The organism is Nocardiopsis sp. FR4 (genome assembly GCF_009830945.1).
GTDB lineage: Bacteria > Actinomycetota > Actinomycetes > Streptosporangiales > Streptosporangiaceae > Nocardiopsis.
Window position 1 is genome coordinate 72,638 of the sequence record NZ_VWVV01000009.1, and the last position, 25,271, is coordinate 97,908.

A 25,271-nucleotide genomic window follows, 5' to 3' on the forward strand; every position below is an offset into this window, starting at 1 on the left:
CTACCGTCCGGCGCGGATCATCCGCTGGGCCAGGCTGAGCCGGTCCAGCAGCCAGTCGGGCAGGTGGTCGGCGCTGCGCGGGAAGCGCTGGATGTCCTGGTGGAAGCTGCGGGGGTCGGGTTCGCAGCCGAACTCGGGCGGGGCGTCGTGGTCGAAGTGCGCCTCGATCTCCCGTGAGGCGTTCACCGTGAAGCGGGCGGTGAACCACGTGCCCTTGCCCGCCTGGTACATCCCCGTGCGCAGGCGGTCCAGCAGCCGCCCGACCTCGGGAAGGAGCAGGTCCCACTCCGCGGAACCGTCGGTTCTGCGTACCCGCACCCGGGCGGAGGACACCGCCACGAGCCCGCGGTACTCGATGACGAGCTCGCTCCACTGCCCGTGGACGGCGGCGAGCGTCAGGTCGACGATCTCCTGGACGGTGTCCATCATCTCCTCGGGGGACATGCCGCCCGGTGCCATGGGCGCCCCCGGGGCCGGGCGCGGAGCGGTGGCCAGACCCCAGTAGGGCGAGCTCTCGGCCGCGGCGTCCGGCACGCGGTCCCCGCCCTCCAACCGCTCCCACAGCCAGTCGGGCACGCGCTCGTCGTCGCGGGGGAACCGTTCCAGTTCCAGGGCGTAGCCGGCGGCGTCCCCGGGGTCGTCGAAGTGGGGCTCGCCGTCGTAGTCGTACCGGACGCGGTAGCTTCCGGGCCGCTCGACCTCGTAGTAGGCCGTGTACCAGGTCCCCGTTCCCCGGGCGTGCATGCCCGCGCGCAGTGCCCGGAGCCGCTCCAGCGCGGACAGCGGCGGAACCCAGCCGGTGCTGCGCCCGCCCTCGAAGAGCACGTCGAGGGTGGCGGTCTCGCGGGTGCCCAGCCCCGCGTACACGAGCCGGAGCTTGACCCAGCCGTCGGGGGCGGCCCGGAGCAGGTCCGTCCCGACGGCTCGGAGGTACTCGTCCTGTTCGACGGGGGTCAGGGCTTTACGGGCGCTCATGTTCTCGCCTTCGCTTCGTCTGCGTCCGGTAGGTCTGTCGGCCGGGCACCGCGGCGTTCCGCGCTGGGCGCGCACCGGCCAGGGTCCATACTCCTGCGTACGGCCACCGGGCGGACGAACACTCGGACAAAACACGGGGGTCGGTTTGACGGCCGGAGGGCGGCGCTGTGGCCCGGTGTGGACAAAGCCCTTACCCGTGCGCACGGCCCCGACCGCGGTCACCAGTGCAAACGCCGTCCCACACGCCCCACGCGGCGCGGCGGCCGCGCACAGGCCCTATCGCGTGCCGACCCGCCCGGATAAGCTTCCCGGGGCGGGTGCTGTCCGCATGTGGTCACGCGTGCACCACGGGCGACGCGACCCGTTCCCGACGACCCCGCTTCCCCCCCGGAAGCGACCCCCTCCCCTCCACGGACAAGGCATGGGACTGCGACGGATCCTCCCCCTGCGGCCCTCCCGGCCCGGACGGCACCTGATGGGCCGCCGCGACGACGGGCAGGCCAACATCCTGCTCCTGTTCGGACTCACCCTGGCCCTGCTGGCGCTGACTCTGCTGTTCGTGCGGGTGGGCGCCGCCAACGACTCGCGTTCGCAGACCCAGACCGCGGCCGACGCCGCCGCGCTGGCCGCGGTGGGCGCCCTGCAGGACAAGGCCGCTCGGGAGATGCTGAACGGCGCGTACCCGATGCCGTGGTTCGAGGAGGAGGTCGCCGAGGCCCGCGCCAGGGAGTACGCCCGGGCCAACGGGGCGGTCCTCACCAGCATCCGCGCCAGTGACAACGTCATGGGGCGCAGCGGCAACATCGTGCGGGTGGAGGTGCGCGGCGCCCGGTGCCAGAAGGAACTGGAGGAGGACGGTTCCCGGCACTGGAACGACGTGGTCTGCGACGGCACCGAGGACGAGTCCCGCACCGTGGTCGGCAACGCCTCGGCCATCGCCATCGTGCGCGTCCCCTCCCAGTGCGGGCGGGACGCGGGGGAGCTCGTCTGCGACGGCGGGCCCATCACCGACCTGGGCTCCGCCAAACGGCTGATCGACGTGCACCTGGTCGACCAGGAGGGCCGCTACAGGTTCAACCCGAACGTGATCTTCGGAGGAGGGCCGATGGTGGACTGTTCGTCCCTGGGCGCGCTGCACCCGGTCATGTGCGCGGTGCACCAGCGCCTGCAGGCCGAGTTCGGCGGTTTCTACCTCAACGCGGGCGGCCAGCGCAACGAGCCGGGCAGCGACCACCACACCGGTGAGGCCGTCGACTACATGGTGGCCGACCTGGGAGGTAGGCCCACCGACGCGATGCACGCCACCGCCGTCGAGGTGATCAACTGGTCCATCCAGAACGCCCGGCAGCTGGGGATCAAGGGCATCATCTACGAGCAGCACATCTGGAACGCCACCCGCGGCGACCCGGTGGGGCCGTGGGAGAGCGTGCGGCGTCCGATGGAAGACCGGCAGAACAACACCCAGAACCACGTCGACCACATCCACCTGGCCGCGGGCGACGGCCCCATGCGCTGACGCCGCCAGCCGGGCCCGACCGCGGTTGTCCACAGGGCGCGGGAGGGCTTGTCCGTCCTCTCCCGCCCCCCGAACCTGGATGTATGACAGTCTGTGCGGAACCCCTTCCCGACCGTTCCCTGCTCCTGCGCACCCTGGTCCCCATCGTGGGCCCGCTCTCCCCCGACGCCGTCGTCTGCGACCTCACCGCCGCCTACCTGTGGGGGGTGGACCTGTACCCGGCCGGCACCCGCGCCACCCGCGTCCGCGCGCACGTGGCCCTGCCCCGGGGCGTGCGCACGAGCGGCGTGCCGGTCATCGCGCACCGTTCCCCGATGCCCGCCGCCGACCGCACCGTGGTGGAGGGGCTGCGCCTCACCACGCCCGAGCGCACCGCCGCCGACGTGGCCGCCCGGGCCCCCTCGGTGTTCACGGCCACGGCCCGCCTGGACGCCTTCCTCTCCCGCGACCTGGTGACCCGGGCGGATCTGGTGCGCGCCGCCCACCGGAGCCCTCCGGGGCGCCGGCTCCGGCAGCTGCGGACCGCGCTGCGCTACTCCTGCGGGCTGAGCCAGTCCCCCGCCGAGTCCTGGACCCGGGTCCTGGTCCTGGAGGCGCTCCTGCCCCCGCCGGTGGCGCAGTGCCCGGTCCGCACCGACCGGGGCCTGTTCCGCGCCGACCTGGGCTGGCCCGACCAGCGGGTGGCGCTGGAGTACGACAGCCTGCTGTTCCACTCCTCTCCGCGCGCCCGGGCCAGGGACCGCGACCGCTACGCCGCCATGCGCTCGCGGGACTGGGAGGTGGTCACGGTCAGCGTGTACGACCTCCAGTGCCGTCCGCACCGGTTGCTGCGCCGGATTCTGGACACCCTCCTCCGGCGGGGCTGGTCCTGCCCGCCCGAGCGCCTCGCCCGCATCCGAGGGCGGCTGCGGTCCTACGAGAAGGACCCGCCCCGGCTGCTCGATCCGGGGAGGATCTGATGCCCGCCCCGTCGCGCCCCTCCCGTTCCCGGCGGCGCCGGCCGCCCCGGGCGGGCGAGGCGAACCGGGTGTTCCGGGCCCCCGGGGCGGCCACGCGCGGGGAAGGGGGCGCAGGGCGGTGACGGCGCGACCACAATCGGCCAGAACCTCAGGCCCGGCGGCGGGCACCGCCCCGCTCCGGAGGCCGCTGCCACGGGCCCGCCGGTGTCGGGGCGGAGCGTGTCCGGGCCCGGGCCGGGGCCCGGGGCACATCGGGCGTCCCGGATGGCCCCGTGGCGGCCGTGTCCGGGTGAGCTGCCCGGATCCCTTTTCCGGCGCGGCCTTCCCGGAGCCTTACGGCGGCCCGGGGCAGGGTTCGCCCGGTCCGGTGACGGAGTGCCGCGGCGCCCTCCCCCCGGCCCGCCCGCGGCTGGTCCGCACCGGCCGGTCCGCACCGACCCGTCCGACCGGGCTCCCGGTCGGAGGGACGCCGGGGGCGCGTGCGACGATCGAACGGAACGCTGCGTCACCGCGTCGTACCAGACACCAACCTCCGCCCCCAGCAGAACGATCCGCCGACCCCCCGCGATTGCGCGCGCCGATCCGCAGAATCGAGGCCCAGGCCGTGTCGATTTCGTCGATGCCGCACACCTTTGACTCCGAGGAGCAGCCCTCCGCCCCCGAGGAGCGGCCCCACTGGCTGGTCTCCGCACTCGTGGTCCTGGTCTGCCTGGCCGTGGTCGCCAGCGGGTGGGGTGTGGCGCGGCTGGCCGTGGGCGTCCCGCTGCGGGCGCCCGAGGCCGCCGACGGCCCCGAGTCCCGGACGCCCCGTAGCGAGACGGTCTCCGACGGGGTCTCCCCCGAGGACGCCGAGGCCTACCTGGCCGCCTCCGTGGAGCTGGTGGAGGGCTCCTCGGCCTTCCACCTGACCTTCAGCGTCTACGACGGCGGTTCCGGACCCGGGGACCCCGGACCCCGCGAGGCGGGCCGGGGAAGCGCGGTGTACGAGGCCGGGGCCGAGCCGGAGTTCGACCACTCCTTCACCACGGAGGAGGGCCGGGACGTGTACCGCTACGACGTGGGCGGCGGCCAGTTCATGATGACCGCCGACCGGGGCCTGGAACTCCTGGACCCGCCCAGCGCGGCCGACCGGTACCTGTGCTCACGGGACTTCGGCTCGGCCAAACTGCGCGAGGTGCTCGACACCTCCTCCGACCTGGAGCTGGCCGGGCTGGAGGAGGTGCGCCTGGAGTGGCCGGGGCTGCGCAGCACGCACAGCGCCTACCACTACACCGGTACCTTCACGGCGATGCTGGGCGGCTACGACGCCGAGGCCCGCCGCAACACCCTCACTTCCGTGGAGGGGGCCGGGTTCGACCTGTGGATCGACCGGCAGGGGTACCCGCGCAGACTCGACTATCGCACACAGGACGGCGTCGGGGAGAGCTACGAGTACCACGCGTTCAGCTGACCCCGGCTCGGGCGGCGACCAGGTCGGGCACCCGGGTGGTGTCGTCCGTGTCGTAGGCGTAGGGCGGGTCGGGCACGGTTCCGCGCAGGTCGGGCTGTTCGGTGTCCACCAGGAGGTTGTCGCGGGTGGCCGCGTTGCCGGGCTCCTCGGCCGTGGTCGACACCGACAGCCCGGCGTTCTCGAAGTAGTTGCCCTCCACCAGGACGTTGGCTCCGTGGGCGGACTCCACCCCGTGCTCCGGGGTGGCCCGGAAGTAGTTGTTGAACACGTGCACGTGCTCGGCGAACCGGGCGAGGGGGTGGTGTGCTCCGGTTCCGTCGAAGTAGTTGTGGTGCAGGGTGACCCGCAGCGCGCCCGGCTCCTCCTCCTCGCCGCCGATGGTGACCGCGGCCTCGGCGTCGGTGAAGCGGTTCCAGGACAGGGTGACGTGGTCGGCGCCGTCGGTGACCGAGACCAGGGGCGCGGCGCCGCCGCCCGAGAAGGTGGAGCCGTCCACCCACACGTGGTGGGCCCCGCCGCGTACGGCGACGGCGGTGGACCGGGTGTCCATCTCCAGGTTGCTCAGGACGACGTTGCTGGAACCGTCGACCACCAGGCGTCCCCCGGTCAGTTCGGCGCCGCCCTCCGTACCCTCCAGGGTCTTGTCCGAACCGACCTCGACCTGGCCGCCCAGGTTGATCCGGCCGCTGACCCGCACGGTGAGCGGTTCCTCGGCGGCGAGGTAGGCGGCCAGTTCCCTGCCGTCGGCGGCGGTGACGGTCTCACCCCGGGCCCCGCCGACCACTCCCGGGTACCGCTGTCCGTCGCGTTCCAGGGGCTGGGCCGCCCAGCCCACCGCCGCGGAGGCCTGCTCGGCGGCGTCCGCCCGCGGCGGGGGGCTGGCCTCGTCGGCCTCGGTGGTCTGCGGGTCGGCCGCGGCGATGGTCGGCGGGTCCGGCGCCGCGTCCTCCTCCCGGGGGGTACAGGAGGTCAGGGCGGCGCACAACAGCGCCGCCGCGGTCGCGGCGGCGATCGGTTGGGGTCTCATCGAGGGCTTTCCAACGAGCGGGGCGTGAGGGGGAGGGCGGGGCGCGCCCCGCTCACACCGCCGCGTCAGGGGCTGCGCGCGGTGGGGCGTGTGTCGGGGAACACCCAGGACCGTTGGTCGGACGGGGCCCTGCCCGAGGGGTCCGCGGGGCGCCGTGGGGCGTCGAGGGAACTGTCACCCCACGGGGACCCCGGACGCGGACCGAAGCGGGGCGCGGATCCCGGGAAACCTGTCTAGACCTTGCCACAGCCGGGTCACGGGGCCCAACCCGCACCGGCGTGTCGTGCCCGGGAAGCCCGGATCCGCGGAGTGCGCGGGGACCACGGGGTGTCCCCCGCCGGGACACGGGCCCGGACACGAGCGGGGGCGCCGCTCCCCGGGGGGAGCGGCGCCCGGTCGGCGACCCGGGTGCTCAGCGCACCGGAGGCGGGGTCACCGCGGTCCTACTCGGCGGCCCAGCCGATGTCCTCGTACACGTAGTCGGAGGCCAGGCCGTACTCACCCCAGTTGTGCAGGTCCTCGTCCATAACGTACAGGCCCGGGCGCTCGAAGAAGGGAATGGTCACGACCTCCTCCCACAGCAGGCGGTCGATCTCGTTGGCCAGTTCGGCGTAGCGGTCCGGGTCGGTCTCGGCCCGCATCTCGTCGAACTTCTGGTCGATCTCCTCGGTCGAGGTGCGGGCGAGGTTGTTGCCCCACTCCCCGTCCTCGTTGGGCATGCCGTAGTTCTCCTTGGCGTCGCCCGCGTAGGGGTTGGAGCCGACCAGCACGTAGGTGGCGACCTCGTAGTTGCCGGGGATGACGTACTCGGAGAACAGGGCGTTGCTCGGAACCTGCTGGACCTTGACCTCGACGCCGATCTCGGCGAGCATGTCGCGGCCGATCTCGGCCTCGTCCTGGGCGATGGCCATGTCGTCGGAGGCCACCCAGTCCAGGGTCAGGGTCTCGCCGTCCTCGTTGGTGCGGAACTCGTCGCCGTCCTTCAGGGTCCACCCGGCCTCGTCGAGCAGCTCCGCGGCGCGTTCGGGATCGTACTCCCCGTACCCCTCGCTGTTGTCCTGGTAGCCGTACTGGCTGGAGCGCAGCAGCCGGTTGACCTCACCGGTGATGGGCCAGTCGATGGCGCCGAGGGCGACCTCCGCCAGGGCGTCGCGGTCCAGGCCCAGGGCGACCGCGTGGCGCACGCGCACGTCCTCCAGGTTGGGGCTGGCGCCGTTGAGCGAGGCGAACCGGTGGCCGTGGTTGACCGCCTCGGTGAAGTAGGTGCCCTCGCGGTCCTTGAGCAGCTCGTAGCCGGCGGCGTCGTAGCCGAGGTAGAAGCCGTCGATCTCCCCGTTGTTGAAGGCTCCGGCCATGGCGTCGATGGCCATGGCGTCGAAGATGATCTCGTCCAGCAGGGGCTCGGTGCCCCACCAGTCCTCGTTCTTCCTGATGCTGATGCGCTCGGCGACGTCGTCGAACTCCACGTCGCCGAAGGGCCCGGCGGTGACGGGGTAGTCCTTGACGTAGCCCTCCTTGAAGAGCTCGTCGTCCTCCATGTACGCCTTGGGGTAGAGCGGGGAGAACAGCGAGGGCCACTCGGCGTAGGGCTCGTCGAACCTCAGCGTGAAGGAGTACTCGTCCTCGCCCGGGACGAACTCGGTGATCTGGTCGTACCCGGCGGTGCCGCCGAGTTCCCAGTCGCCCTCGCGCTTCCCGCTGACGGTCTCGACCTGGGCCCGGTAGTCCTCGGCGGTGACGGGCTCGCCGTCGGACCACACGGCGTCGGGGTTGAGCTCGTAGGAGACCTCCAGGCCGTCCTCGCTCACACCGTAGTCGAGCACGAAGTCGGTGTTGGGCGAGGCCACGCCCTCCTCGTCGTAACGGGTCGGGTTGGGCAGCACTGCGGCGGCCACCCGGCGCACGTTGGCCTGGTTGCCCTGGACGTGCCACATGTTGTGCTGCTCGTCGTAGGCGCTGAGGGCCCACACGAAGGTGCCGCCCTCCTTGAGCTCCTCGCGGGGCGCGGGGTTGAGGTCCTCCGCGGGCAGGGCCGCGGCCTGCTCCTGGGCTTCCTCGCGGTCGTCTTCACCGCCACCGCCGCCGCAGGCGGTGGCCAGCATGACCAGTACCGCCGCGGGTGCGAGATAACGCGCCTTGCCTGTGCGCATGGGAACTCTCCTCCAGTGGGGATAGGGGTGGGGCGGCCGGCGCACGGGGAGGCGCCGGCCCGTGGTACCCGCCGGCCGCCGGGCCTCAGACACCCGTCCGGCGCTCGGCGAAGTGGCAGGCGGCCGCCTGGTCGCCACCGTTGGTGGCCGCGACCCGCGGTTCGACGGTCGTGCACCGCTCCTGGTCGGGGGCGGACAGGGTGGGGAACTTGTGGCACCTGGTCCGGAACCGGCACCCCGAGGGCGGGTCGGCCGGGCTGGGCAGGTCGCCCCTCAGGACGATGTGCGTGCGCGCGCGCTCCTTCTCCGGGTCGGGGAGGGGGATCGCCGACAGCAGCGCCTGGGTGTAGGGGTGGGCGGGCCGGGCGTAGAGGGAGGCGGTGTCGCCGATCTCCACGATCCGTCCCAGGTACATGACGGCGACCCGGTCCGCGATGTGGCGGACCACCGACAGGTCGTGGGCCACGAACAGGTAGGCCAGGCCCAGGCGCGCCTGGAGTTCCTGGAGCAGGTTGACCACGCCCGCCTGGATGGACACGTCCAGGGCCGAGACCGGCTCGTCCAGGACCAGCAGCCGGGGTTCCAGGGCCAGGGCCCGGGCGATGCCGACGCGCTGGCGCTGGCCGCCGGAGAACTGGGCGGGGAAGCGGGTGGCGTGCTCGGTGTTGAGGCCGACCAGGTCGATCAGCTCGTACACGCGCCGGGTGACCTCGGCGGCGGGGCGGCCGTGGGTGCGCAGCGGCTCGGCGAGGATGTCGAAGACCGTCATGCGCGGGTCCAGGGAGCTCATCGGGTCCTGGAAGACGACCTGCATGTCCCGGCGCAGGGCGAAGCGGTCGGAGCGGCCCAGGGTCGCGGTGTCGCGGCCCATCACGGAGACGCTGCCGCGCTGGGGCGCTTCCAGGCCCATGATCTCCATCAGGGTGGAGGACTTGCCGCAGCCGGACTCGCCGACCAGGGCCAGGGTCTCGCCCTCGCGGATGTCGAAGTCGATGCCGTCCACCGCGTACACCGTGCCCACGCGCCGCTTGAACACCGCGCCCCTGGTCAGGGGGTGGTGCTTGACGAGGTCGCTGACCCGCAGCACCTCGGGGCGCTCCTCGCGCGGTACCTCCGCGAGGGGGGAGGCGGGGATGTCCGGCACCGGGTAGATGTCCTGGGCGGTCCACCCCTGGTCGGTGATCTCGCCGGAGCGGACGCAGGCCACCCGCTGGGTGGTGTCCGCGGCACCGGGGGTCCCTGCGGTGCCCGCCCCGGCGCCCTCGGCGTCCCCGGCACGGATCTCCGCGCCGGAGGGCTGGTCGCCGATGGCCAGGAGCGCGGGTTCGGTCAGCTCGCACTCGGGCTGGGCGATGGGGCAGCGCGGCGCGAAGGGGCAGCCGGGCGGCAGGTCCGACAGGGAGGGCGGGGTGCCCTGGATCGGGACGAGGGCGCTCTGGTCCGCCAGGTCCATGCGGGGCACGGCGCCGAGCAGGCCCATGGTGTAGGGCATGCGGCTGCGGTAGTAGACGTCGTCGACGGTGCCGGTCTCGACCGGGCGGCCCGCGTACATGACCAGGACCCGGTCGACGAACCCGGCCACCACGCCGAGGTCGTGGGTGATCATCACGATGGCGGCGCCGGTCTCGCGGCGGGCGGTGCGCAGCAGGTCCAGGATCTGCGCCTGGATGGTGACGTCCAGGGCGGTGGTGGGCTCGTCGCAGATGATGACGTCGGGGTTGTTGGCCATCGCCATGGCGATCATGACGCGCTGGCGCATGCCGCCGGAGAACTCGTGCGGGAAGGAGCGGTAGCGCTGTTCGGCGTTGGGGATGCCGACCAGGTCGAGGAGTTCGACGGCCCGGGCGCGCGCCGCGGCCCCGGACATGCGGGGGGCGTGGATGAGGACGGCCTCGGCGAGCTGGTCGCCCACCGTGTACACGGGGGTGAGGCCGGACAGCGGGTCCTGGAAGACCATGGAGATGACCCGGCCGCGCCTGCGCGCCATGGCGCGGTCGTCCAGGCCGAGGATCTCCTCGCCGTGCAGGCGGACCGAGCCGGTGATCCGGGCGTGGTCGGGCAGCAGCCCCATGGCGGCCATGGAGGAGACGGACTTGCCCGAGCCGGACTCGCCCACGATGCCCAGCACCTCGCCGCGGCGCACGGCGTAGCTGACCCCGCGAACGGCGTGTACGTCCGGGTTGCCGTTCAGGCCGGGGAAGGTGACGGCGAGGTCGGTGACCTCCAGGACCGGGGCCTCCTCGGCGGGCTCCGCGGAGGCGGCCTCGGCCGTGGCGACGGTGTTCGTGCTCATGTGTGTGCCTCCCCTAGGAACGGCGCGACGTGGACATGGGGTCGAGCGCGTCGCGCAGCCCGTCCCCGATCATGTTGACGGCCAGCACCATCAGCACCAGCAGGACCGTGGGGAAGGCGAACATCCACGGCGCGGTGGTGGCGAACGACGATCCCGCGGCGATGACCACGCCGAGGCTGATGTCGGGTGACTGCACGCCCAGGCCGAAGTAGCTCAGCGCCGTCTCGCCGATGACGGCCGCGCTGACCATGATCGTGGCGTCCGCGATGAGCAGTGAGGACATGTTCGGCAGGATGTGGCGCAGGATGATGCGGTGCGGTGGCACGCCCATGAAGCGCGCGGCGTGGATGTACTCGCGTTCGCGCAGGGAGATGGTCAGGCCCCGGACCATCTTGGAGGTGACCATCCAGCTGAACGCGGCGAGCAGGATGACGAGGACCAGCCAGCCGCCCTGGCCCACGAAGTGCTTGGACAGGATGGCGAGGATGACGAAGCTGGGCAGGACCAGCGCCAGGTCGGCGACCCACATCAGGGCCTTGTCGGTCACTCCGCCGAAGTAGCCCGCGAAGGCGCCCACGAGGGCGGCCACGCCGGTGGAGAGCAGGGCGACCAGCAGGCCGATGAGCAGGGACTTCTGCAGGCCCGCGGTGCTCTGGGTGAAGATGTCCTGTCCGGTGCGGTTGGTACCCATCCAGTGGTCGGCGCTGGGCTCCTCCAGCAGGGCGCCGAAGTCGCGTTGGCCCACCTCCCAGCCGCTGACCAGCGGCCCGACGAAGGCCAGGACGGCGAGCAGGGCGAGGATACCGATGCCGACGAGGACGCGCCGGGTGGCCAGCAGTTGGCGCGTGACGTCCCTGAGCCGGTTGGGAGCCGGGGGCACGGTCGGCGCCTCGGCGGGCTCCGTGCTCTTCTCGATCGTGCTCATGGCGTGGTCTCCAGCCGGACGGGCGCGGTCGCGCGCGGTGGAACGGTGCGGGCGGCGGGGAGGGTCGCGGTCACACCCGCACCCTCGGGTCGAGCCAGGCGTAGAGGATGTCCGAGAGGAAGGAGGCCGCCATGATGGTGACCGCCATGAACCAGGAGACGGCGGCGACCACGTGGACGTCCTGGCGGAAGATGGAGTCGATCAGCCAGGCGCCCATGCCGTGCCAGCCGTAGATCTTCTCGGTGAAGGTCGCCCCCGACACCAGCGCGCCGAAGGTGAAGGTGAAGTAGGTGATGGTGGGGATCAGCGCGGTGCGCAGGGCGTGCCGCAGCAGCGCCCTCCTGCGGGTGAGCCCCTTGGCCATGGCGGTGCGCACGAAGTCGGCGTTGAGCACGTCGAGCATCATGTTGCGCTGGTAGCGGGCGAAGGCGGCGAACAGCGCGACGGCCAGCACGAAGGTGGGCAGGATCGCGTGGTGGATCCGGTTGCCCAGGAGTTCCCACCAGGCGCCGTCGAAGCCCGCCGAGTACTCGCCCGAGTAGCGCAGCAGCTGGAAGCCGAGTCCGTCGTTGATCGCCACGGCCAGTACCTGGACGACGAGCGCGATGACGACCGTGGGGACCGACAGCACGAAGAAGGAGACGCCCGTGGCCGCCTTGTCGAACCTGCGGTACTGGCGCACCGCCGCGTAGGCGCCCACGGCGATACCGATGGCGCTGCCCAGGAGGGTGGCGACGGTGATCAGGCGCAGCGTGACGCCCGCCTTCATCCACATCTGGTCGGTGACGTCGCCGCCCTGGATGGTCCGGCCGAAGTCGCCCTGGAGCACGCCGCCGAGCCAGGTGGTGTAGCGCTGGGCCAGGGGGGTCTGGTCGTTGAGGTTGAGCGCGTCCAGCTGGGCGTTGACCGCCTCGGGTGTGGGCGGTGGCTGCATCTGCTCGAAGTAGCCGCGCGGGTAGAGGTTGGTCGCGGCGAGCAGGTAGGCGAAACTCGTCGCGAGAAAGACCAGTACGACGTAGTTCAACAGCCGTCTGGCCAGGAACTTACCCAAAACTGTCTCCGAACCTCATAGCCGAGCCCGGCGTTCGCCCTGTTGGTGCACGGTTGTCACCGGGTGACACCTGAGGTCACGGTCCGAAGCGCCCAACGGGCATGCCACTGGTGAATGGCATCGCCGGGCCCTCGCGATTCCGCGACCACGGGTGGGAGTACCTCCCGGTGGCTGCCGAAACACACGTACGCCCCGGTTCACGTTCTGTGACCGGAATGTCAAGAGTCTGCGACAGCACTAGACACTCGACGGTAACCACCGCATCAAGAAAAGACAACGGTGCCCGTTTAAGCAGGAGGTTACAGACAGTTTGTCAAGATTCGCACCCACTGCGATGACCATGTGCGGAATCGTGACCATACCAGCTATGACCAGGATAAACACGCTTTCGCACGGAAGACGGGCGCCGGTCGGACCGCATCATCACAACGAAGGGCCGTCGGGAGGTCTTTTCGGCCGCCGTTCCATGACATGGACACGAAATACGGCTCACCGACCTGGCCGCACCTCCCGAACGGCTTCCGACTCCTGGGGAAAACGGCCGAAAACTTCTCCTCCTCACCCGGGCCCCGCGGGCTCAGGCCCCCTCGCCCTCGGGCCCGGCGGGGCTCCCGGGCGCACCGGGAAAGGCCGGAGAAGGTCCCGTCGCGGCACGGAGGGGGCCGCGCCGAACGCCGCCGTCGGCCGGATCCGGGGGACCAGCGGCGCCGCGGAGCGCGCTCGGGCCATCCCCCACCAGGTGCCCAGTGAACGGGCGGCGTCGCCCGCCATTCCCAGCGCGGTCCAGGCCAGCGGACCGGTCAGGGCCGCGCCCCTCCCCCGGCGCCAGGCCGCCAGGTGGGGCAGCGCCAGGGCGGCCCCCGCCGCCAGCGCGAGGCGTCCCGCCCGGGCGGTGCCGTCGCCCCGCCGCCAGGCGGCCGCGCCACCCGCCGCGGCCGCGGCGGCCACCGGCCACCAGGACGCGCGGATCGCGCGGGTGGCCGTGCGCGCGGTGTACGCCAGGTCGGCCCCGGCCAGGCGCACCGCGTCGGGAAGCGGTGTGCGCCCACCGGCCGCCAGCGCGGCGGTCACCGCCGCGCCGCCCAGGACCCCCGCCGCCAGTGCGGCGCCGGGGCGGCCGAACGCCGCCAGGACCAGACCCGCCGCTCCGGCGAGGGGCAGCTCGGGACCGGCGGCGCGCCCGTCGCGGGCCGCCGCCAGGGGACCGGCGCAGGAGCCCGAGACGAAGCAGTCGCGCAGGTAGGCGCCCAGCCGCGTGGTCGGCGGCGCCCAGACCCGGGCCCGTGGCTCGTAGCGCACCGACCAGTCCTGTTCCGCCAGCCGCCACAGCAGGTCGAGTTCGGCGGCGGCGCCCAGGCCGGGGTCCAGGTCGGCCACGGATCGGCGCACCACCAGGCAGGGCACCGGACGCAACGGGTCGGCGGGTTCGTTGACCGCGCCCGGACGCTGCTGACGCGGTCCCGCGTGCCCCCAGGGCAGAAGGGGCGCGGGGTCGGCACCGAGGTCGGGACCCGCGCGGGAGGCGGCGACCGCGGCGACGGTCATCTCCAGGTGGCCCAGACAGCGCGAGCGGTCGGCCAGCACGCGCGGCACCACGGCGGCCACGCCGGGGTCGGCGAAGTGGCCCAGAGCGGTGTCCAGCCATCCCGCCGCGGGGCGCGTGCCCGCCTCCAGCAGGGCGACGACCTCGGTCCGGCAGGCGCGCAGGGCCGCGGCGCGGGCCCGAGCGCCCCCGCTCGGACTCGGTACGACGCGGGCGCCGCGGCGCCGGGCCTGCCAGGCCTCAGCGCCCTCGGCGCCGACCACCACGGGGCGCAGGCGCGGGTGGAGTTCGGCGAGGCGGTCCAGGGTGGCGGCCAGCGCACCGGGTCCGGCCCGCCCGACCACGGCCACCGCGACGTCCTCCCCCGGGGGCAGGGGCGCGGGGCGGGGATGGGCGAGACCGGCGCGGACCAGGGCGCGGGCGAACCGCTCCTCCTCCGCGCCCCGGGGCGCGGAGCCGCTCAGCCAGCGGATGAGCGCGCTGACCCTTCGCGGGCTCAGGCGCACGGCCCGGGGCGGGCATCCGCCGAGGAGGACGTGCCCCTCGTCGGCGAGGCGCACGGAGCGGTCGATCTCGATACCGGGGCCGGGGGGCGCGGGCGGGCGGGAGGCCATGTCCACACCCTGTCTGGTCTGGAGTGAAGGGCGCAAGACCGGAGGAAGTGTCAAAATTCCGGATCACTTAACCCAATCGTTACCCATGCTCACAAGCCCCACCAGTTCCGAAACTCGGCCGATATCTCCTCGGAATCGACCGCATCACCAGACCGGCCACCCCCTTTATCCAGCTCAGGGCGGTTATGCTGGCCAAGCCAGGTCGGCTGGGTTTCCGGGGAGGCACGGAGCGTATGCTAAGCGCGAATACGCCCTTCAGCGTCGTAGGGCACATCCGCCACCAGACATGACCGACCGCTCCGGCCCGCTCCCAGGCACCGCCACCGACCAGGGTGAAGCCCCGCAGCTTCTCCCCATCCCCCCGTCGCCGCCCTCAGACCGCGCGCCCCGCGGTTCGGAACCGCGTCCCTCCTTGTCCCAGGGGGCACCGACCTGTGTGACCACGCGCCGTGACCCGCCGTGCGGGCACGGACGCCTTCGAGGGCCCGGCACCTCCCGTTGCCATGCCCGCCGCGAACACACGTCCTCGGGGAGTGAACCCAATGTGTGACACCGCAGCACCCCGCAGTCCCGCGCGCCACGTGCACGCCCCCGCCCCCGGGGACGGCACCGCGCACACGGGGCCGATCCAGGTCCTGGCCCCCTCGTCCGCACTCCCGCAACGCCCGGCGCATTCCATGGAAGAGCGAACCCCGCACAGCACCGAGACCGCCTCCGGACCCGTCCGGCGGCGCTTCCCGGGCCTGCCGAGCCAGATCGCCTACGCGAGGAGGTTCGTCGCCCGCCAGCTGGCCGCGTCACCGGAGCTGACCACGGCCACCCTGCTGACCAGCGAGCTGGCCACGAACGCCATCACGCACAGCGCCTCGGGCCGCTCCACCGGGAAGTTCGAGGTGTGCGTCCATGTGGCGCCCGGCTGGGCGCGGGTGGAGGTGCGCGACCTGGGCAACCTGGACGAGTCCCCCGAACCCCAGCACCGGGACCCCTACGACACCGCCGAGCACGGCCGGGGCCTGGACCTGGTCGAGGCGCTCTCCAACAAGTGGGGAACCGAACCGCGCGGCGACGGCATGGGCCGCAAGGTCTGGTTCGAACTCGTGTGGGACCGCGCGGACGCCCCGGCGGCGGACCCGGAGTGAGCGCGGGCCCGTCCGCGCGCGTCGGGGGCCGCGCTCACTCCTCGGCGGTGACCGGCGGGGCCTGGTCCGCCGCGCTCTCGGCGGGCGCGGGCAGGCGGAAGCGCTCGTAGAGTTCGCGCGCGTAGTCCTTGGCCGCCTGCGACGGTTCCCCGCCCAGCTCGTCGCGGACCAGGTCGTCGAGGCTCTTGTTCGTTTCGTCCATGGAACGCAGACTGCCTGGAGTGCGCGGATAGCACAAATCGGCGCTCCGGTGACACAGAGACACGACCGTTATCTCCACTCCTGTGGAGTTCTGCCGTCGAGTGGCGCCTTGGGTGGGGAACGCCCGCCCCGGGCGGTCGGGTCCTCCCGGTGTCCCCGAGTGTCGCGTCGGACGCACATCCCCCGGCCGCGCCCGCGTGCGGCGGCCGTGAACGGGCAGACGGTGAGGGAGGACCCCCTCGTGAACGGCGCCCTCCCTCCCCCGGGCGGGCTGGCGGCACCTCACCCGACGTGTGGCGGCGGCACCGACCGGTGCGCGGGGCGCCGATCCACGACCCCTGCGGAGGAGTACGCCCCGTGGACCAGACAGCTGACAGGGCGGGCACCGGGTGCCCGGTCGAGGAGTACCTGGCCCTTCGGCGCCACAAGTGGTGGCGGCACGAGGCCCAGCGTCCCGCGGACGCCGTGATGGGCCGGGGGTGGACGCTCAACCCGGCGGACGAGGAGGCCGAGGTCCCCGTGTCGGCCCTGGTGGTGGAGATGTCCGACCAGGAGGCCTGGTACTGGGGCTTCCGCGCCCCCGACAGCCTGCCGACGAGCATGCGCTGGCGGGTGACCGTGCCCTACACCCTGCCCGCCGGGCACCGGGGCCGGACCGCGGTGCGCGTACTGCTCACGGTGGGGGACAGGGCCGAGCTGGTCACACCGCTGCACCCGCCGGGCGCTCCGCTGGACGTGCCGGTGGAGCGGATCGTGCGGGAGGCGGACGTACCCGTCGCGGAGCTGCCCGGCAGGTGGCTCAGCGTGGACCTGCTGGGCGGCGCGGACGCGCGGGGCTTCCGCGCGCTCCCCTGACTCCGGTGCCGCACCGGAGCGGCCCGAACCCGCGGCGGACCCGCCGGCTCCCCCGCCGACCCGTCCGGTTCACGGCGGAGGCGCGGGCGAGGGGCCCGGGAACGGCGCGGCACCACCCTCGTTCTCGGCGGTACCGCGCTGCCCCCGAAGCGACGTCCCGCGCGGCGTCGGTCCGCGGTTCCCCGCCGGGGTGCGGCCCCCGTGGCGCCCTCCGGCGGGGAGACGGACCGTCAGTTGCGCGCGGCGTCCGTTCCGACCTCCTTGCGCAGCTGCTCCAGCACACCGGCCAGGAGCCGGGACACGTGCATCTGGGAGTAGCCGAGGCGGTCGGCGATCTCGGACTGGGTGTGGTCGCCGAAGAACCGCAGCAGGAGGATCATGCGCTCCCGCTCGGGCAGGCGGGCCAGGGCGGGCTTGATCGACTCGCGTTCGACGACCCGTTCCAGCGCGGCGTCCTCACTGCCCAGGTGGTCCTCCAGGCGGGCGCCCTCCTGCCCGTCGGAGTCGGAGGAGTCCGGGGCGTCCAGGGACAGGGAGCGGTAGGACTCCGAGACCTGGGTGAGCTCGCTGATCTCGGACTCGGGCAGCCCCATCTCCTCCGCCAGTTCGGCGATGGTGGGGGTGCGCGCGTTCTTCTGCTGGAACTCCCCGGTGATGCGGCGGAGCTTGACGCGGTTCTCCTGGTGGCGCCTGGGCACGCGCACGGCCCAGGTGTGGTCCCGGAAGTGGCGCTTGATCTCGCCGGTGACGGTGGGCAGCAGGTAGGAGATGAACGGCTTGCCCCGGTCGGGGTCGTAGCCGCGCACGGCCTTGACCAGCCCGACCATGGCGGTCTGCTTCAGGTCCTCCAGCGGCTCGCCCCGCCCCCCGTAGCGGCGCGCGATCTTGTTGATGAGCGGCTGGTAGAGGACGACGACGCGTTCGCGCAGTCCGTCCGCCCGCGGGTCGTCCTCGTCGAGCTCCTTGAGCTCGGACAGCAGCTGCTCGGCGGAGACCTCCTCGGCCGGCTGACGCGGCCTCGGGATCACAGGCAGGTTGTCGGCAGTGTTCTGGGACACGGTGGAAGCGATAGCGGACAAGAGAAAACCCCCCGGTGCTCTGTCCTTTGTGTTCCTGGTATAGCTGCCTGGTTGGCAGGCCCCAGCGGTGTGCCACCCCTCACAGTCGGTGTCGGAAGACTGTTACCAAGTGGTGACCATCGTGGTGCGCACAGTACGTTCCCTCAGAAACGGCTTCAAAAGCCGTAGAGCAAAATTTTGTTGTCGTGCGGCAACTGTTTGCCACATATGCGCAGGTCAGAGCGGTTTTTTTCGAGGAAAACTCTCGCGTCAGCGACCTGTACCCCCGGTCGTCGAAGCGCGGCGGCCCTCCTCTGTCCCGCGAGGCGACCCATGCGTGCGCACTCCATCGGCATACCTCGAAGAGGAGGGACAAAACACCCCTTGCCTCCCTTTTCCGCAATGCGAACACATGTACGGAAATGATGTTCGCAGGATCGGCGGGGCCCACCGATCGTTTTCGGACAGGGGCCCGATGCCGTCCGTGGCCGGGGAGGACCGCCCGAACAGCGAGGGGGCGCCCCGCGCCGTGCGCGGGACGCCCCGGTGTGCGGCAGCCGCCGGGTCAGCCGACCGGCTGCCTGGCGCGCTCGGTCCGCGACTCCTTCTCCACGCCGGCGCCCCGGCGCGCGGCCCTGCGCTCGCGCCGGGCCCGGCGGCGGGCCGCGCCGCGCTGGCGGGTCCACTCCACCAGCTGGTAGAGGACCGGGACCAGGATCAGCGTGAGCAGGGTGGAGGTCACCAGGCCGCCGATCACCACGATCGCGACCGGGCCGGAGACGAACGCCCCGCCGCCGGCCAGCCCGGTGGCCATCGGCACCAGGGCGGCGATGGTGCCCGCCGCCGTCATGAGGATGGGCCGCAGACGGTGCCGGGCGCCCTCCACGATCGCCTCGCCGAGCGGCATCCCCCGGTTCTGGTTCTGGTTGATCAGGTCCATCAGAACGATGGCGTTGGTGATCACGATGCCGATCAGCATGAGCATGCCGATCAGGGCGGCGGAGCCGATCGGGGTTCCGGTCAGCATGAGCAGGCCCAGCGAACCGGTCGCGGCGAACGGGACCGAGATCAGCAGCATGAGCGGCTGCGCCAGGCTCTTGAACGTCGCCACCATGATCAGGTAGCAGATGACGATCGCGGCGAGCATCGCCAGCCCGAGCTGGGCGAAGCCCTCGGCCTGGTCCTGGCTCACCCCGCCCAGGCTGGCGGTGGCGCCCTCGGGCAGGTCCATCGAGTCCAGGGACCGGGTGATCTGCGCGCTGACCCCGCCCAGGTCGGAGGCGGTGGCCGTGGCCGACACGGTGGTGCTGGTCACCCCGTCGATGCGGGTGAGCTCCGGCGGCTGCCGGACCTCCTCCACGTCGGCGACCTCGCCCAGGGCCACCTCGCCCGCGGGCGTGGCCAGCGGCAGGTCCTCCAGCTCCCCGACCGTCTGCGGGGCGTCCTGGACGCGGATCACCACGTCGCGGCGGATGTCGTCGATGGTGGCGGTGCCCACGTTGCGGCCGTTGAAGGCGGCCGAGACCGCCTGGCCGACCGCGGCCTCGCTCAGGCCGCGCTCGGCGGCCTCCTCGCGGTCCACCCGCACCTCCAGGGCGGCCTGGGAGGCGGAGACGCCGCTGACCACGTCCTCGGCGCCCTCGATGCCCCTCAGCTCGTCCTCGACCATCGCCGCGGCCTCGGCCAGGGTGTCCTGGTCCTCGGCGGTGACGCGCACCTCGATGTCGGAACCGCCCATGCCGCCGCTGGAGTCCAGGCGCGGCTCGTACTCGGTGTCGAGTTCGGCGAACTCCGCGCGCAGCACCTCGCGGTTGCGCAGCTGGTCGGTGTCGGGGTCGGCGGTGACGGTGTAGTCGATCTGGTCGGCGCCGCCGCCCATCAGCGGGTTGCCGCCGACGTTGGTCTGGTAGCTGTCGACCCAGGCCATCCCGGCCAGGAGCTCCTCCACCTTGGCGGCCTCGGCGTCCGCGGCCGCCAGGGAGGTGCCGGGCTCCAGTTCCTGCACGACGGTGTAGGTGTTCTGCTCGGCCTGGCCCATCCAGTCGGTCTCGGAGTTGAGCGCCATGGCGACCGTGCCGCCGAAGACCAGGACGGTCGCGGCCAGCGTGACGACCGTGGCGGTCCTGCGCCTGGTGGTGATCCAGCGGATGACGGGCAGGTAGGCGCGCTGGAGCACGGAGCGCCGCTCGCGCTCGTTCTGCTCGTGCTCGACCTCCTCCTGGGTGGCCCCGCCCACGTCCTTGGGCCGCATGAACCAGTAGCACAGCACCGGGGTGATGGTGAGCGCGACCACCAGCGAGCCCGCCAGCGCCAGGGCGCTGGTGACGGCGAACGGCGTGAAGATCTCGCCCGCCATGCCGCCGACGAAGGCCAGCGGCAGGAAGACCGCGATGGTGGCGAAGGAGGAGGAGGCCACGGCGACGGCGACCTCGCGCACGCCGTCCCTGACCGCCCTCATGCGCTCCTTGCCGTAGTCCATGTGGCGCCGGATGTTCTCCAGGACCACGATGGAGTCGTCCACCACGCGGCCGATCGCGATGGTGATGGCCGCCAGGGTGAGCATGTTCAGGGTGAACCCGAAGGCCTGCATCCCCAGGAAGGCCACCAGGATCGACACCGGGATCGAGACGGCGACGACCAGCGTGGAGCGGATCGAGAACAGGAAGAAGAGGATCACCAGGACCGAGGCGGCCAGGCCGTAGGCGCCCGCCTCGAACATGTCCGTGATGGAGTCGTTGATGAAGGGCGCCTGGTCGAAGACCACGGAGACGTCGGTACCCGCCTCCAGGAGGTCGCCCCGCTCGTCCAGGACGGCCTGGACGCCGTCGGAGACGTCGACGGTGTTGCCGTCGGGGGTGGCCATGATCATCAGGGCGATGCTGGGCTCACCGTTGAGGCGGGCGATGCTGCTGGCCTCGTCGGTGACGAGTTCGACCTCGGCGACCTCGGAGAGCCGGACCGGCGGGGGCGGAGCGGCCTGGGCGGCACCGGCCATCGCGGCGGCCGGGTCGGTGCCCTGCGCGGCGGCGCTCTGCGAGGGCTGGATCCACAGCTCCTCGATCTGCTCCAGGGAGGTGTGCCGCTGGCCCGTGGTCACGCTCAGGCTCCGGCCGTCCTCCTCGACGGAGCCCCCGGCCATGAGCACGCCGCTGCCCTCGATCGCCTGGGCGAGGTCCTCGGCGGTCAGGCCTGCGTCGGCGAGCTCGTCCTCGTCCGGGGTGACCTGCACGGTCTGCTCGCGCACACCGCTCAGGTCGGCCGAGCGCACGCCGTCGACGGACTCCAGCTCGGGGATGAGCACGTTCTCGACGGTGGAGGCCATGGCCTGGTCGTCGCCGTCCTCGGAGCTGACGGCCAGGAGCATGACGGGGAACATGTCCGTGCTCATGGACATGACCGAGGTGTCGACGCCCTCGGGGAGCATGGCCGCGACCTGGTCCACTGCGACCTGGGTCTCGCGGACCAGTGCGTCCTGGTCCCTGCCGTAGTCGAACTCCGCCATGATCTGGGCGGAACCCGTGCTGGAGGTGGAGGTGACGGTGGTGACGCCCTCCACGCCCTGCACGGCCTGTTCCAGGGGTTCGGTGACCTGCCCCTCCACCACCTGGGGTGTGGCGCCGGAGTAGTCGCCCGTGACCATCACCATCGGGAGCGAGACCTCGGGGAAAAGTTCGCGCTTGGCCGACACCGCGGCGAGGACGCCGAAGAAGACGACGGCGAGGGTGATGAGCAGCACCAGGGCGCGGTTGCCGAGTGAGATGACCGAGAGGCGGTTCACGTGCGCGCCCCCTCCGTGCCGGTGGCGGCGGTCTCCGCCCGGTGGCGGCCCGTGGCACGGGCGCTTGCGGCCGTTCTGGACATGAGAGGTTCTCACTCCTAGCTTCGCTGCGGACCACGGCGGGCCGGGCCATGGGGCTGCGGGCCATGGCCGTGCCGCGCGTGGTGGGTGTCGTCCAGCGTGTGTCGGGTGCCCGTCGGAACACACGTCGCGCACGGCTCCGGCCGGGCGGTGGGCGTGTGGTGGTGTGGAAGGTGTGCGTCCGCGAGGCGCGGGGCGGCCGTGTCAGCCGCGTGCTCCGGGCCGCGCGGGCCCGTCGGGCGCACTACTCACCATACGTCGCGTTATATCGGGAGTTCTGCCTCCCCTGCCGGTTTCCGGGGGACTCTCAGGGTCGCGTCAGCCTTCTGTCAGGGGGCTTCCTGACCAAAGTCGGGGGACTCATCCCTTAGTCGGAGTCCGTGTGGTGTCCGAAAACGGTGAGGTGCGTCTTTTCGCGGGCGCGGCGCGGCCTCGCGGGTAAGGGACGTCACAGTCGCGGTTTCCGGTCCCACCGGGGAGCGGAGCCCTGAGGGGCGAGGAGCGCGTCGGGGCCGAAGGAATCGGTCTGTGGACAACCGGGAGAGGGGCCCTGTGCTCGGACATCCTGAGGGTGTGGGACCGGACCGCCAGCGGCGTCAACCCTCAGCCGGCCCGCCGCTCCCCCTCCTCCACCGGGGCGTGGGGCTGGGCGGTGCCCCAGACCACGCCCAGCAGGTCCTCCAGGGCGTGGGCGAGGGAGTCGTCCACGAGGGCGTAGCTCACCTGGCGACCCCGGGCGGAGGTGCGCACCAGGCCGCAGTCACGCAGACAGGCGAGGTGGTTGGAGACGTTCTGCCGGGTCAGGCCCAGTTGCTCGGCCAGCCCGGCGGGGTAGTGGGGACCGTCGAGGAGCGCCAGGAGCAGGCGGCACCGGGTGGGGTCGGCCAGGGCGCGGCCGAGTCTGTGGATGGCGGACAGGCGCTGCTCGGAAGTCAACATGAAAATCATTGTACAGCTTTTGCTGTATGGACAGTCCAGACTGTATAAACAGTGAAGGCTGAATCAGGAGTGCCGCCGGAAGCGGCGGGCGAGAGCGGGACGGGGGACCGATGGGCGCAGGACACGGCCACGGACACGGGCACGGGGTCACCGCGGGAGCGGCCAACAGCAGACGTCTGGCGGCGGTCCTGGCGATGATGCTCGCCGTCGCCGTGGTCCAGGTGCTCGGCGCGGCCCTCAGCGGCAGCCTGGCCCTGCTCGCCGACGCCGGGCACACCGTCACCGACTCCTTCGGGGTGGCCCTGGCCCTGGCCGCGGTGTGGGTCGCCGCGCGGCCCGCCACCAACCGGAGCACCTTCGGCTACCAGCGCGCGGAGATCCTCGCCGCCGCCGTCAACGCGCTGGTGCTGTTCGTCCTGTGCGCGTTCATCGTGGTGGAGGCGGTGGAACGGCTGCAAAGGCCCGCCGACGTGTCCGGCGCCGGGATGGTCGTGGTCGCCGCCGTCGGCCTGGTCGTCAACGTCGGCGCGCTGTTCGTGCTGCGCTCGGGCGCCCGGGAGAGCCTCAACGTCAAGGGGGCCTACCTGGAGGTCGTGGGTGACGCCCTGGCCTCGGTCGGGGTCATCGCGGGCGGGGCCGTGGTCTGGTTCACCGGATGGACCCGGGTGGACACCCTGGTGTCACTGGGCATCGCCGCGATCATCGTCCCCCGGGCCTGGGCTCTGCTGCGCGAGGCCGTGCACATCCTGTTGGAGGCCGCCCCCAAGGACATGGACCTGGCGGAGGTGCGCGACCACCTGCTCGGACACCCCGCGGTGCTCGACGTACACGACCTGCACGCGTGGACGATCACCTCCGGGGTGCCCGTGATGTCGGCGCACGTGGTGGTGGCCGAGGAACACCTGGGCGACAGCGGCCGGATGCTGGACGAACTTCACGCCTGCCTCACCGGCCACTTCGACGTCGAGCACTCCACCCTGCAACTCGAACCGCCCGGCCACGCCGAACACGAGGGCGCCCGGCACGCCTGAGAAGGCGTTCTCCGGCGTTCCCGTCCCTCCCGCCCGTCCGGCTCCCCGGTTCCGGAACGGCGTCCCGCCACGGGCACCTCAGCAGTCACCACCGGGGATTACGATGCTGGGCGGGCCGTCGACGTGCCACGATCGGAACGTTCTGGCACAATTCCACGCGGCCAGCCGACAAGGAGGAACCGTGGCAGCCTTCCCCACCCCCGGACAGCGGTGAGTACGCGACCGCCGAGAGCGGGCACCCGCGTCGTTCGCGGAATGCTGCACAGCTGGCGCCTTCCCCGCCGGACGGCCCGGATGCGGCTGCGGATGCGGCTGGACTCGCGCTCCACCCGGGAGCCCCGGGGCTGGCGCAAGCCGGCCCGGGTCTTCCTCATGGCCTTCATCGCCGTGGACCTGGTGGGCACCGGTCTGCTGATGACCCCGCTGGCCACCACCGGCCCCGAGGGGCTGACCTTCGTCGAGGCCTTCTTCAGCGCCACCACCTCGCTCGCGGTCTGCGGGCTGAGCGTGATCAGCGTCGGCAACGACCTCAACGGCTTCGGCCAGGGGATCCTCCTGGTCCTCATGCAGGCCGGGGGCATGGGCATCATGACCCTGGCCTCGCTGCTGGGCACCGCGATGGTCCACCGCTTCGGGCTGCGCATGCAGCTCAACGTGCAGGCCGAGACCCGCAGCCTGTGGGTGGGCGACGTGCGCGGCGTGGTCAGCCGGGTGGCGATCATCTTCCTGACCCTGCAGGGGATCACGTTCCTGCTGATCACCCCGCGGATGTGGCTGGGCTACGACATGCCCTTCGGGGAGGCCGTCTACTCGGGCTTCTTCCACTCGATCTCGGCCTTCAACAACGCCGGCCTGTCCCTGTACGACGACAGCATGACCCGCTTCTCCGGCGACGCGTTCATCCTGCTGCCGGTGGCCTTCGCGGTGATCCTCGGCGGAATCGGCTTCCCGGTCCTGATGGAGCTGCGCCGTCAGTTCCGCACCCCGCGGTTGTGGAGCCTGCACACCAAGCTCACGGTCACCACCGCCTCGATCCTGTTCGTGGCGGGCGCGATCGTGATCACCGGACTGGAGTGGAACAACCCCGCCACGCTCGGCCAGCTGCACTGGTGGGCCCGGCTCACCGACGGCTTCTTCCACGGCGTGATGCCCCGCAGCGGCGGCCTCAACGTCGTGGACACCGGACAGATGGGGGACGCCACGCTGCTGGTGACGATCATGCTCATGTTCGTCGGCAACGGCAGCGCCGGAACGGCCGGGGGCATCAAGGTGGCCACCCTCGCCGTGATCTTCCTGGTCGTGTGGGCCGAGGTGCGCGCCCAGGACAAGGTGCACGTGTACGGCCGCCAGCTCTCGCCCGAGGTGGTCCGGCAGTCGCTGAGCCTGGTGTTCCTGTCCGCGACGGTGGTGGCCTTCACCACGGTCCTGCTGGTGCGCACCACGGAGTTCGGTCTGATGCCGATCATGTTCGAGGTGGTATCGGCCGTGGGCGTGGTCGGCCTGTCCACCGGCATCACCCCGGACCTGCCCCCGTGGACGCAGACCCTGCTGGCCATCCTCATGGTGGCCGGGCGCATCGGTCCCATCACCTTCGTGACGGCGCTCGCCTTCCGCGACCGCCCTCGTCGCTACGATCTCGCCAAGGCGCGGCCGATCATCGGCTGAGCCCTCCGGCACAGAAAGGCA

The 25,271-nt window shown here is 72.2% G+C and carries 18 protein-coding genes; 7 read left to right on the plus strand and 11 right to left on the minus strand.

The window, feature by feature from the left end; all coding sequences use genetic code 11:
- Nucleotides 1-975 (minus strand): hypothetical protein, encoded by a 975-nt coding sequence (locus FYW95_RS10765; RefSeq protein ID WP_160050301.1) that lies wholly within the window; start codon nt 973-975, stop codon nt 1-3.
- 421 nt (nt 976-1,396) lie between these two features.
- Between FYW95_RS10765 and FYW95_RS10770 the strand changes: the two genes are divergently transcribed.
- From FYW95_RS10770 to FYW95_RS10780, 3 genes are all read left to right on the plus strand, one after another.
- Nucleotides 1,397-2,491 carry a VldE C-terminal domain-containing protein gene (locus tag FYW95_RS10770; protein ID WP_160050302.1) on the plus strand — a complete coding sequence of 365 codons (1,095 nt, stop codon included), beginning with the start codon at nt 1,397-1,399 and terminating at the stop codon, nt 2,489-2,491.
- Nucleotides 2,492-2,574: 83 nt separating this feature from the next.
- Nucleotides 2,575-3,450 (plus strand): type IV toxin-antitoxin system AbiEi family antitoxin, encoded by an 876-nt coding sequence (locus FYW95_RS10775; RefSeq protein ID WP_160050303.1) that lies wholly within the window; start codon nt 2,575-2,577, stop codon nt 3,448-3,450.
- Nucleotides 3,451-4,069: 619 nt separating this feature from the next.
- Nucleotides 4,070-4,900, plus strand: coding sequence for a hypothetical protein (locus FYW95_RS10780; RefSeq protein WP_159945264.1), 831 nt, complete (start codon nt 4,070-4,072; stop codon nt 4,898-4,900).
- Here the strand turns inward: FYW95_RS10780 and FYW95_RS10785 are convergent.
- The 6 genes from FYW95_RS10785 to FYW95_RS10810 all read right to left on the minus strand — a co-directional run bounded on the left by FYW95_RS10785 (nt 4,893) and on the right by FYW95_RS10810 (nt 14,503).
- Nucleotides 4,893-5,927, minus strand: a complete 1,035-nt coding sequence (locus FYW95_RS10785) for a pectate lyase family protein (protein WP_160050304.1) — start codon at nt 5,925-5,927, stop codon at nt 4,893-4,895. The two genes, FYW95_RS10780 and FYW95_RS10785, sit on opposite strands and share 8 nt — an antisense overlap.
- 443 nt (nt 5,928-6,370) lie before the next feature.
- Nucleotides 6,371-8,077 (minus strand): ABC transporter family substrate-binding protein, encoded by a 1,707-nt coding sequence (locus FYW95_RS10790; RefSeq protein WP_159945249.1) that lies wholly within the window; start codon nt 8,075-8,077, stop codon nt 6,371-6,373.
- A gap of 85 nt (nt 8,078-8,162) precedes the next feature.
- Nucleotides 8,163-10,370 (minus strand): dipeptide ABC transporter ATP-binding protein, encoded by a 2,208-nt coding sequence (locus tag FYW95_RS10795; RefSeq protein WP_160050305.1) that lies wholly within the window; start codon nt 10,368-10,370, stop codon nt 8,163-8,165.
- Nucleotides 10,371-10,383: 13 nt separating this feature from the next.
- Complete coding sequence (locus FYW95_RS10800; RefSeq protein ID WP_160050306.1) at nt 10,384-11,295, minus strand: ABC transporter permease; 912 nt, start codon at nt 11,293-11,295, stop codon at nt 10,384-10,386.
- 70 nt (nt 11,296-11,365) lie between these two features.
- Complete coding sequence (locus FYW95_RS10805; protein ID WP_159945246.1) at nt 11,366-12,346, minus strand: ABC transporter permease; 981 nt, start codon at nt 12,344-12,346, stop codon at nt 11,366-11,368.
- 558 nt (nt 12,347-12,904) lie between these two features.
- Nucleotides 12,905-14,503 (minus strand): family 2 glycosyl transferase, encoded by a 1,599-nt coding sequence (locus FYW95_RS10810; RefSeq protein ID WP_236572164.1) that lies wholly within the window; start codon nt 14,501-14,503, stop codon nt 12,905-12,907.
- A gap of 677 nt (nt 14,504-15,180) precedes the next feature.
- Here FYW95_RS10810 and FYW95_RS10815 point away from each other — a divergent pair.
- The gene (locus FYW95_RS10815) at nt 15,181-15,642 is read left to right on the plus strand and encodes an ATP-binding protein (protein ID WP_159945245.1); all 462 of its coding nucleotides are present in this window, start codon (nt 15,181-15,183) and stop codon (nt 15,640-15,642) included.
- Between the two features lie 34 nt (nt 15,643-15,676).
- Here FYW95_RS10815 and FYW95_RS27670 read toward each other — a convergent pair whose 3' ends face one another.
- Nucleotides 15,677-15,844: a hypothetical protein gene (locus FYW95_RS27670; protein WP_201294805.1), complete on the minus strand. Its 168-nt coding sequence runs from the start codon at nt 15,842-15,844 to the stop codon at nt 15,677-15,679.
- A gap of 356 nt (nt 15,845-16,200) precedes the next feature.
- Here FYW95_RS27670 and FYW95_RS10820 point away from each other — a divergent pair, with 356 nt between their 5' ends.
- Nucleotides 16,201-16,698 carry a hypothetical protein gene (locus tag FYW95_RS10820; protein WP_159945244.1) on the plus strand — a complete coding sequence of 166 codons (498 nt, stop codon included), beginning with the start codon at nt 16,201-16,203 and terminating at the stop codon, nt 16,696-16,698.
- A 230-nt stretch (nt 16,699-16,928) separates the two neighbouring features.
- On the opposite strand, the gene FYW95_RS10825 is transcribed toward FYW95_RS10820, so the two are convergent.
- From FYW95_RS10825 to FYW95_RS10835, 3 genes are all read right to left on the minus strand, one after another.
- On the minus strand, nt 16,929-17,756 hold the full coding sequence (locus tag FYW95_RS10825; protein WP_236568090.1) for a SigB/SigF/SigG family RNA polymerase sigma factor: 828 nt from the start codon (nt 17,754-17,756) through the stop codon (nt 16,929-16,931).
- A gap of 565 nt (nt 17,757-18,321) precedes the next feature.
- Nucleotides 18,322-21,534 (minus strand): efflux RND transporter permease subunit, encoded by a 3,213-nt coding sequence (locus FYW95_RS10830; protein ID WP_160050307.1) that lies wholly within the window; start codon nt 21,532-21,534, stop codon nt 18,322-18,324.
- Nucleotides 21,535-22,218: 684 nt separating this feature from the next.
- Nucleotides 22,219-22,554, minus strand: a complete 336-nt coding sequence (locus FYW95_RS10835) for a Cd(II)/Pb(II)-sensing metalloregulatory transcriptional regulator CmtR (RefSeq protein WP_201294806.1) — start codon at nt 22,552-22,554, stop codon at nt 22,219-22,221.
- A 110-nt stretch (nt 22,555-22,664) separates the two neighbouring features.
- On the opposite strand from FYW95_RS10835, the gene FYW95_RS10840 reads away from it, so the two are divergent.
- Nucleotides 22,665-23,585, plus strand: coding sequence for a cation diffusion facilitator family transporter (locus FYW95_RS10840; protein ID WP_160050308.1), 921 nt, complete (start codon nt 22,665-22,667; stop codon nt 23,583-23,585).
- 255 nt (nt 23,586-23,840) lie between these two features.
- Complete coding sequence (locus FYW95_RS10845) at nt 23,841-25,250, plus strand: TrkH family potassium uptake protein (protein ID WP_160050309.1); 1,410 nt, start codon at nt 23,841-23,843, stop codon at nt 25,248-25,250.
- Nucleotides 25,251-25,271: the final 21 nt, after the last annotated feature.

Excerpts from the sequence above, each read along its gene's own strand:
- FYW95_RS10845 (WP_160050309.1), top strand. The coding sequence starts at position 23,841 with ATGCTGCACAGCTGGCGCCTTCCCCGCCGGACGGCCCGGATGCGGCTG.
- FYW95_RS10785 (WP_160050304.1), bottom strand. The coding sequence starts at position 5,927 with ATGAGACCCCAACCGATCGCCGCCGCGACCGCGGCGGCGCTGTTGTGC.
- FYW95_RS10835 (WP_201294806.1), bottom strand. The coding sequence starts at position 22,554 with ATGTTGACTTCCGAGCAGCGCCTGTCCGCCATCCACAGACTCGGCCGC.
- FYW95_RS10800 (WP_160050306.1), bottom strand. The coding sequence starts at position 11,295 with ATGAGCACGATCGAGAAGAGCACGGAGCCCGCCGAGGCGCCGACCGTG.
- FYW95_RS10770 (WP_160050302.1), top strand. The coding sequence starts at position 1,397 with ATGGGACTGCGACGGATCCTCCCCCTGCGGCCCTCCCGGCCCGGACGG.
- FYW95_RS10810 (WP_236572164.1), bottom strand. The coding sequence starts at position 14,503 with ATGGCCTCCCGCCCGCCCGCGCCCCCCGGCCCCGGTATCGAGATCGAC.
- FYW95_RS10790 (WP_159945249.1), bottom strand. The coding sequence starts at position 8,077 with ATGCGCACAGGCAAGGCGCGTTATCTCGCACCCGCGGCGGTACTGGTC.
- FYW95_RS27670 (WP_201294805.1), bottom strand. The coding sequence starts at position 15,844 with ATGGACGAAACGAACAAGAGCCTCGACGACCTGGTCCGCGACGAGCTG.
- FYW95_RS10815 (WP_159945245.1), top strand. The coding sequence starts at position 15,181 with ATGGAAGAGCGAACCCCGCACAGCACCGAGACCGCCTCCGGACCCGTC.
- FYW95_RS10795 (WP_160050305.1), bottom strand. The coding sequence starts at position 10,370 with ATGAGCACGAACACCGTCGCCACGGCCGAGGCCGCCTCCGCGGAGCCC.
- FYW95_RS10840 (WP_160050308.1), top strand. The coding sequence starts at position 22,665 with ATGGGCGCAGGACACGGCCACGGACACGGGCACGGGGTCACCGCGGGA.
- FYW95_RS10775 (WP_160050303.1), top strand. The coding sequence starts at position 2,575 with ATGACAGTCTGTGCGGAACCCCTTCCCGACCGTTCCCTGCTCCTGCGC.
- FYW95_RS10765 (WP_160050301.1), bottom strand. The coding sequence starts at position 975 with ATGAGCGCCCGTAAAGCCCTGACCCCCGTCGAACAGGACGAGTACCTC.
- FYW95_RS10780 (WP_159945264.1), top strand. The coding sequence starts at position 4,070 with ATGCCGCACACCTTTGACTCCGAGGAGCAGCCCTCCGCCCCCGAGGAG.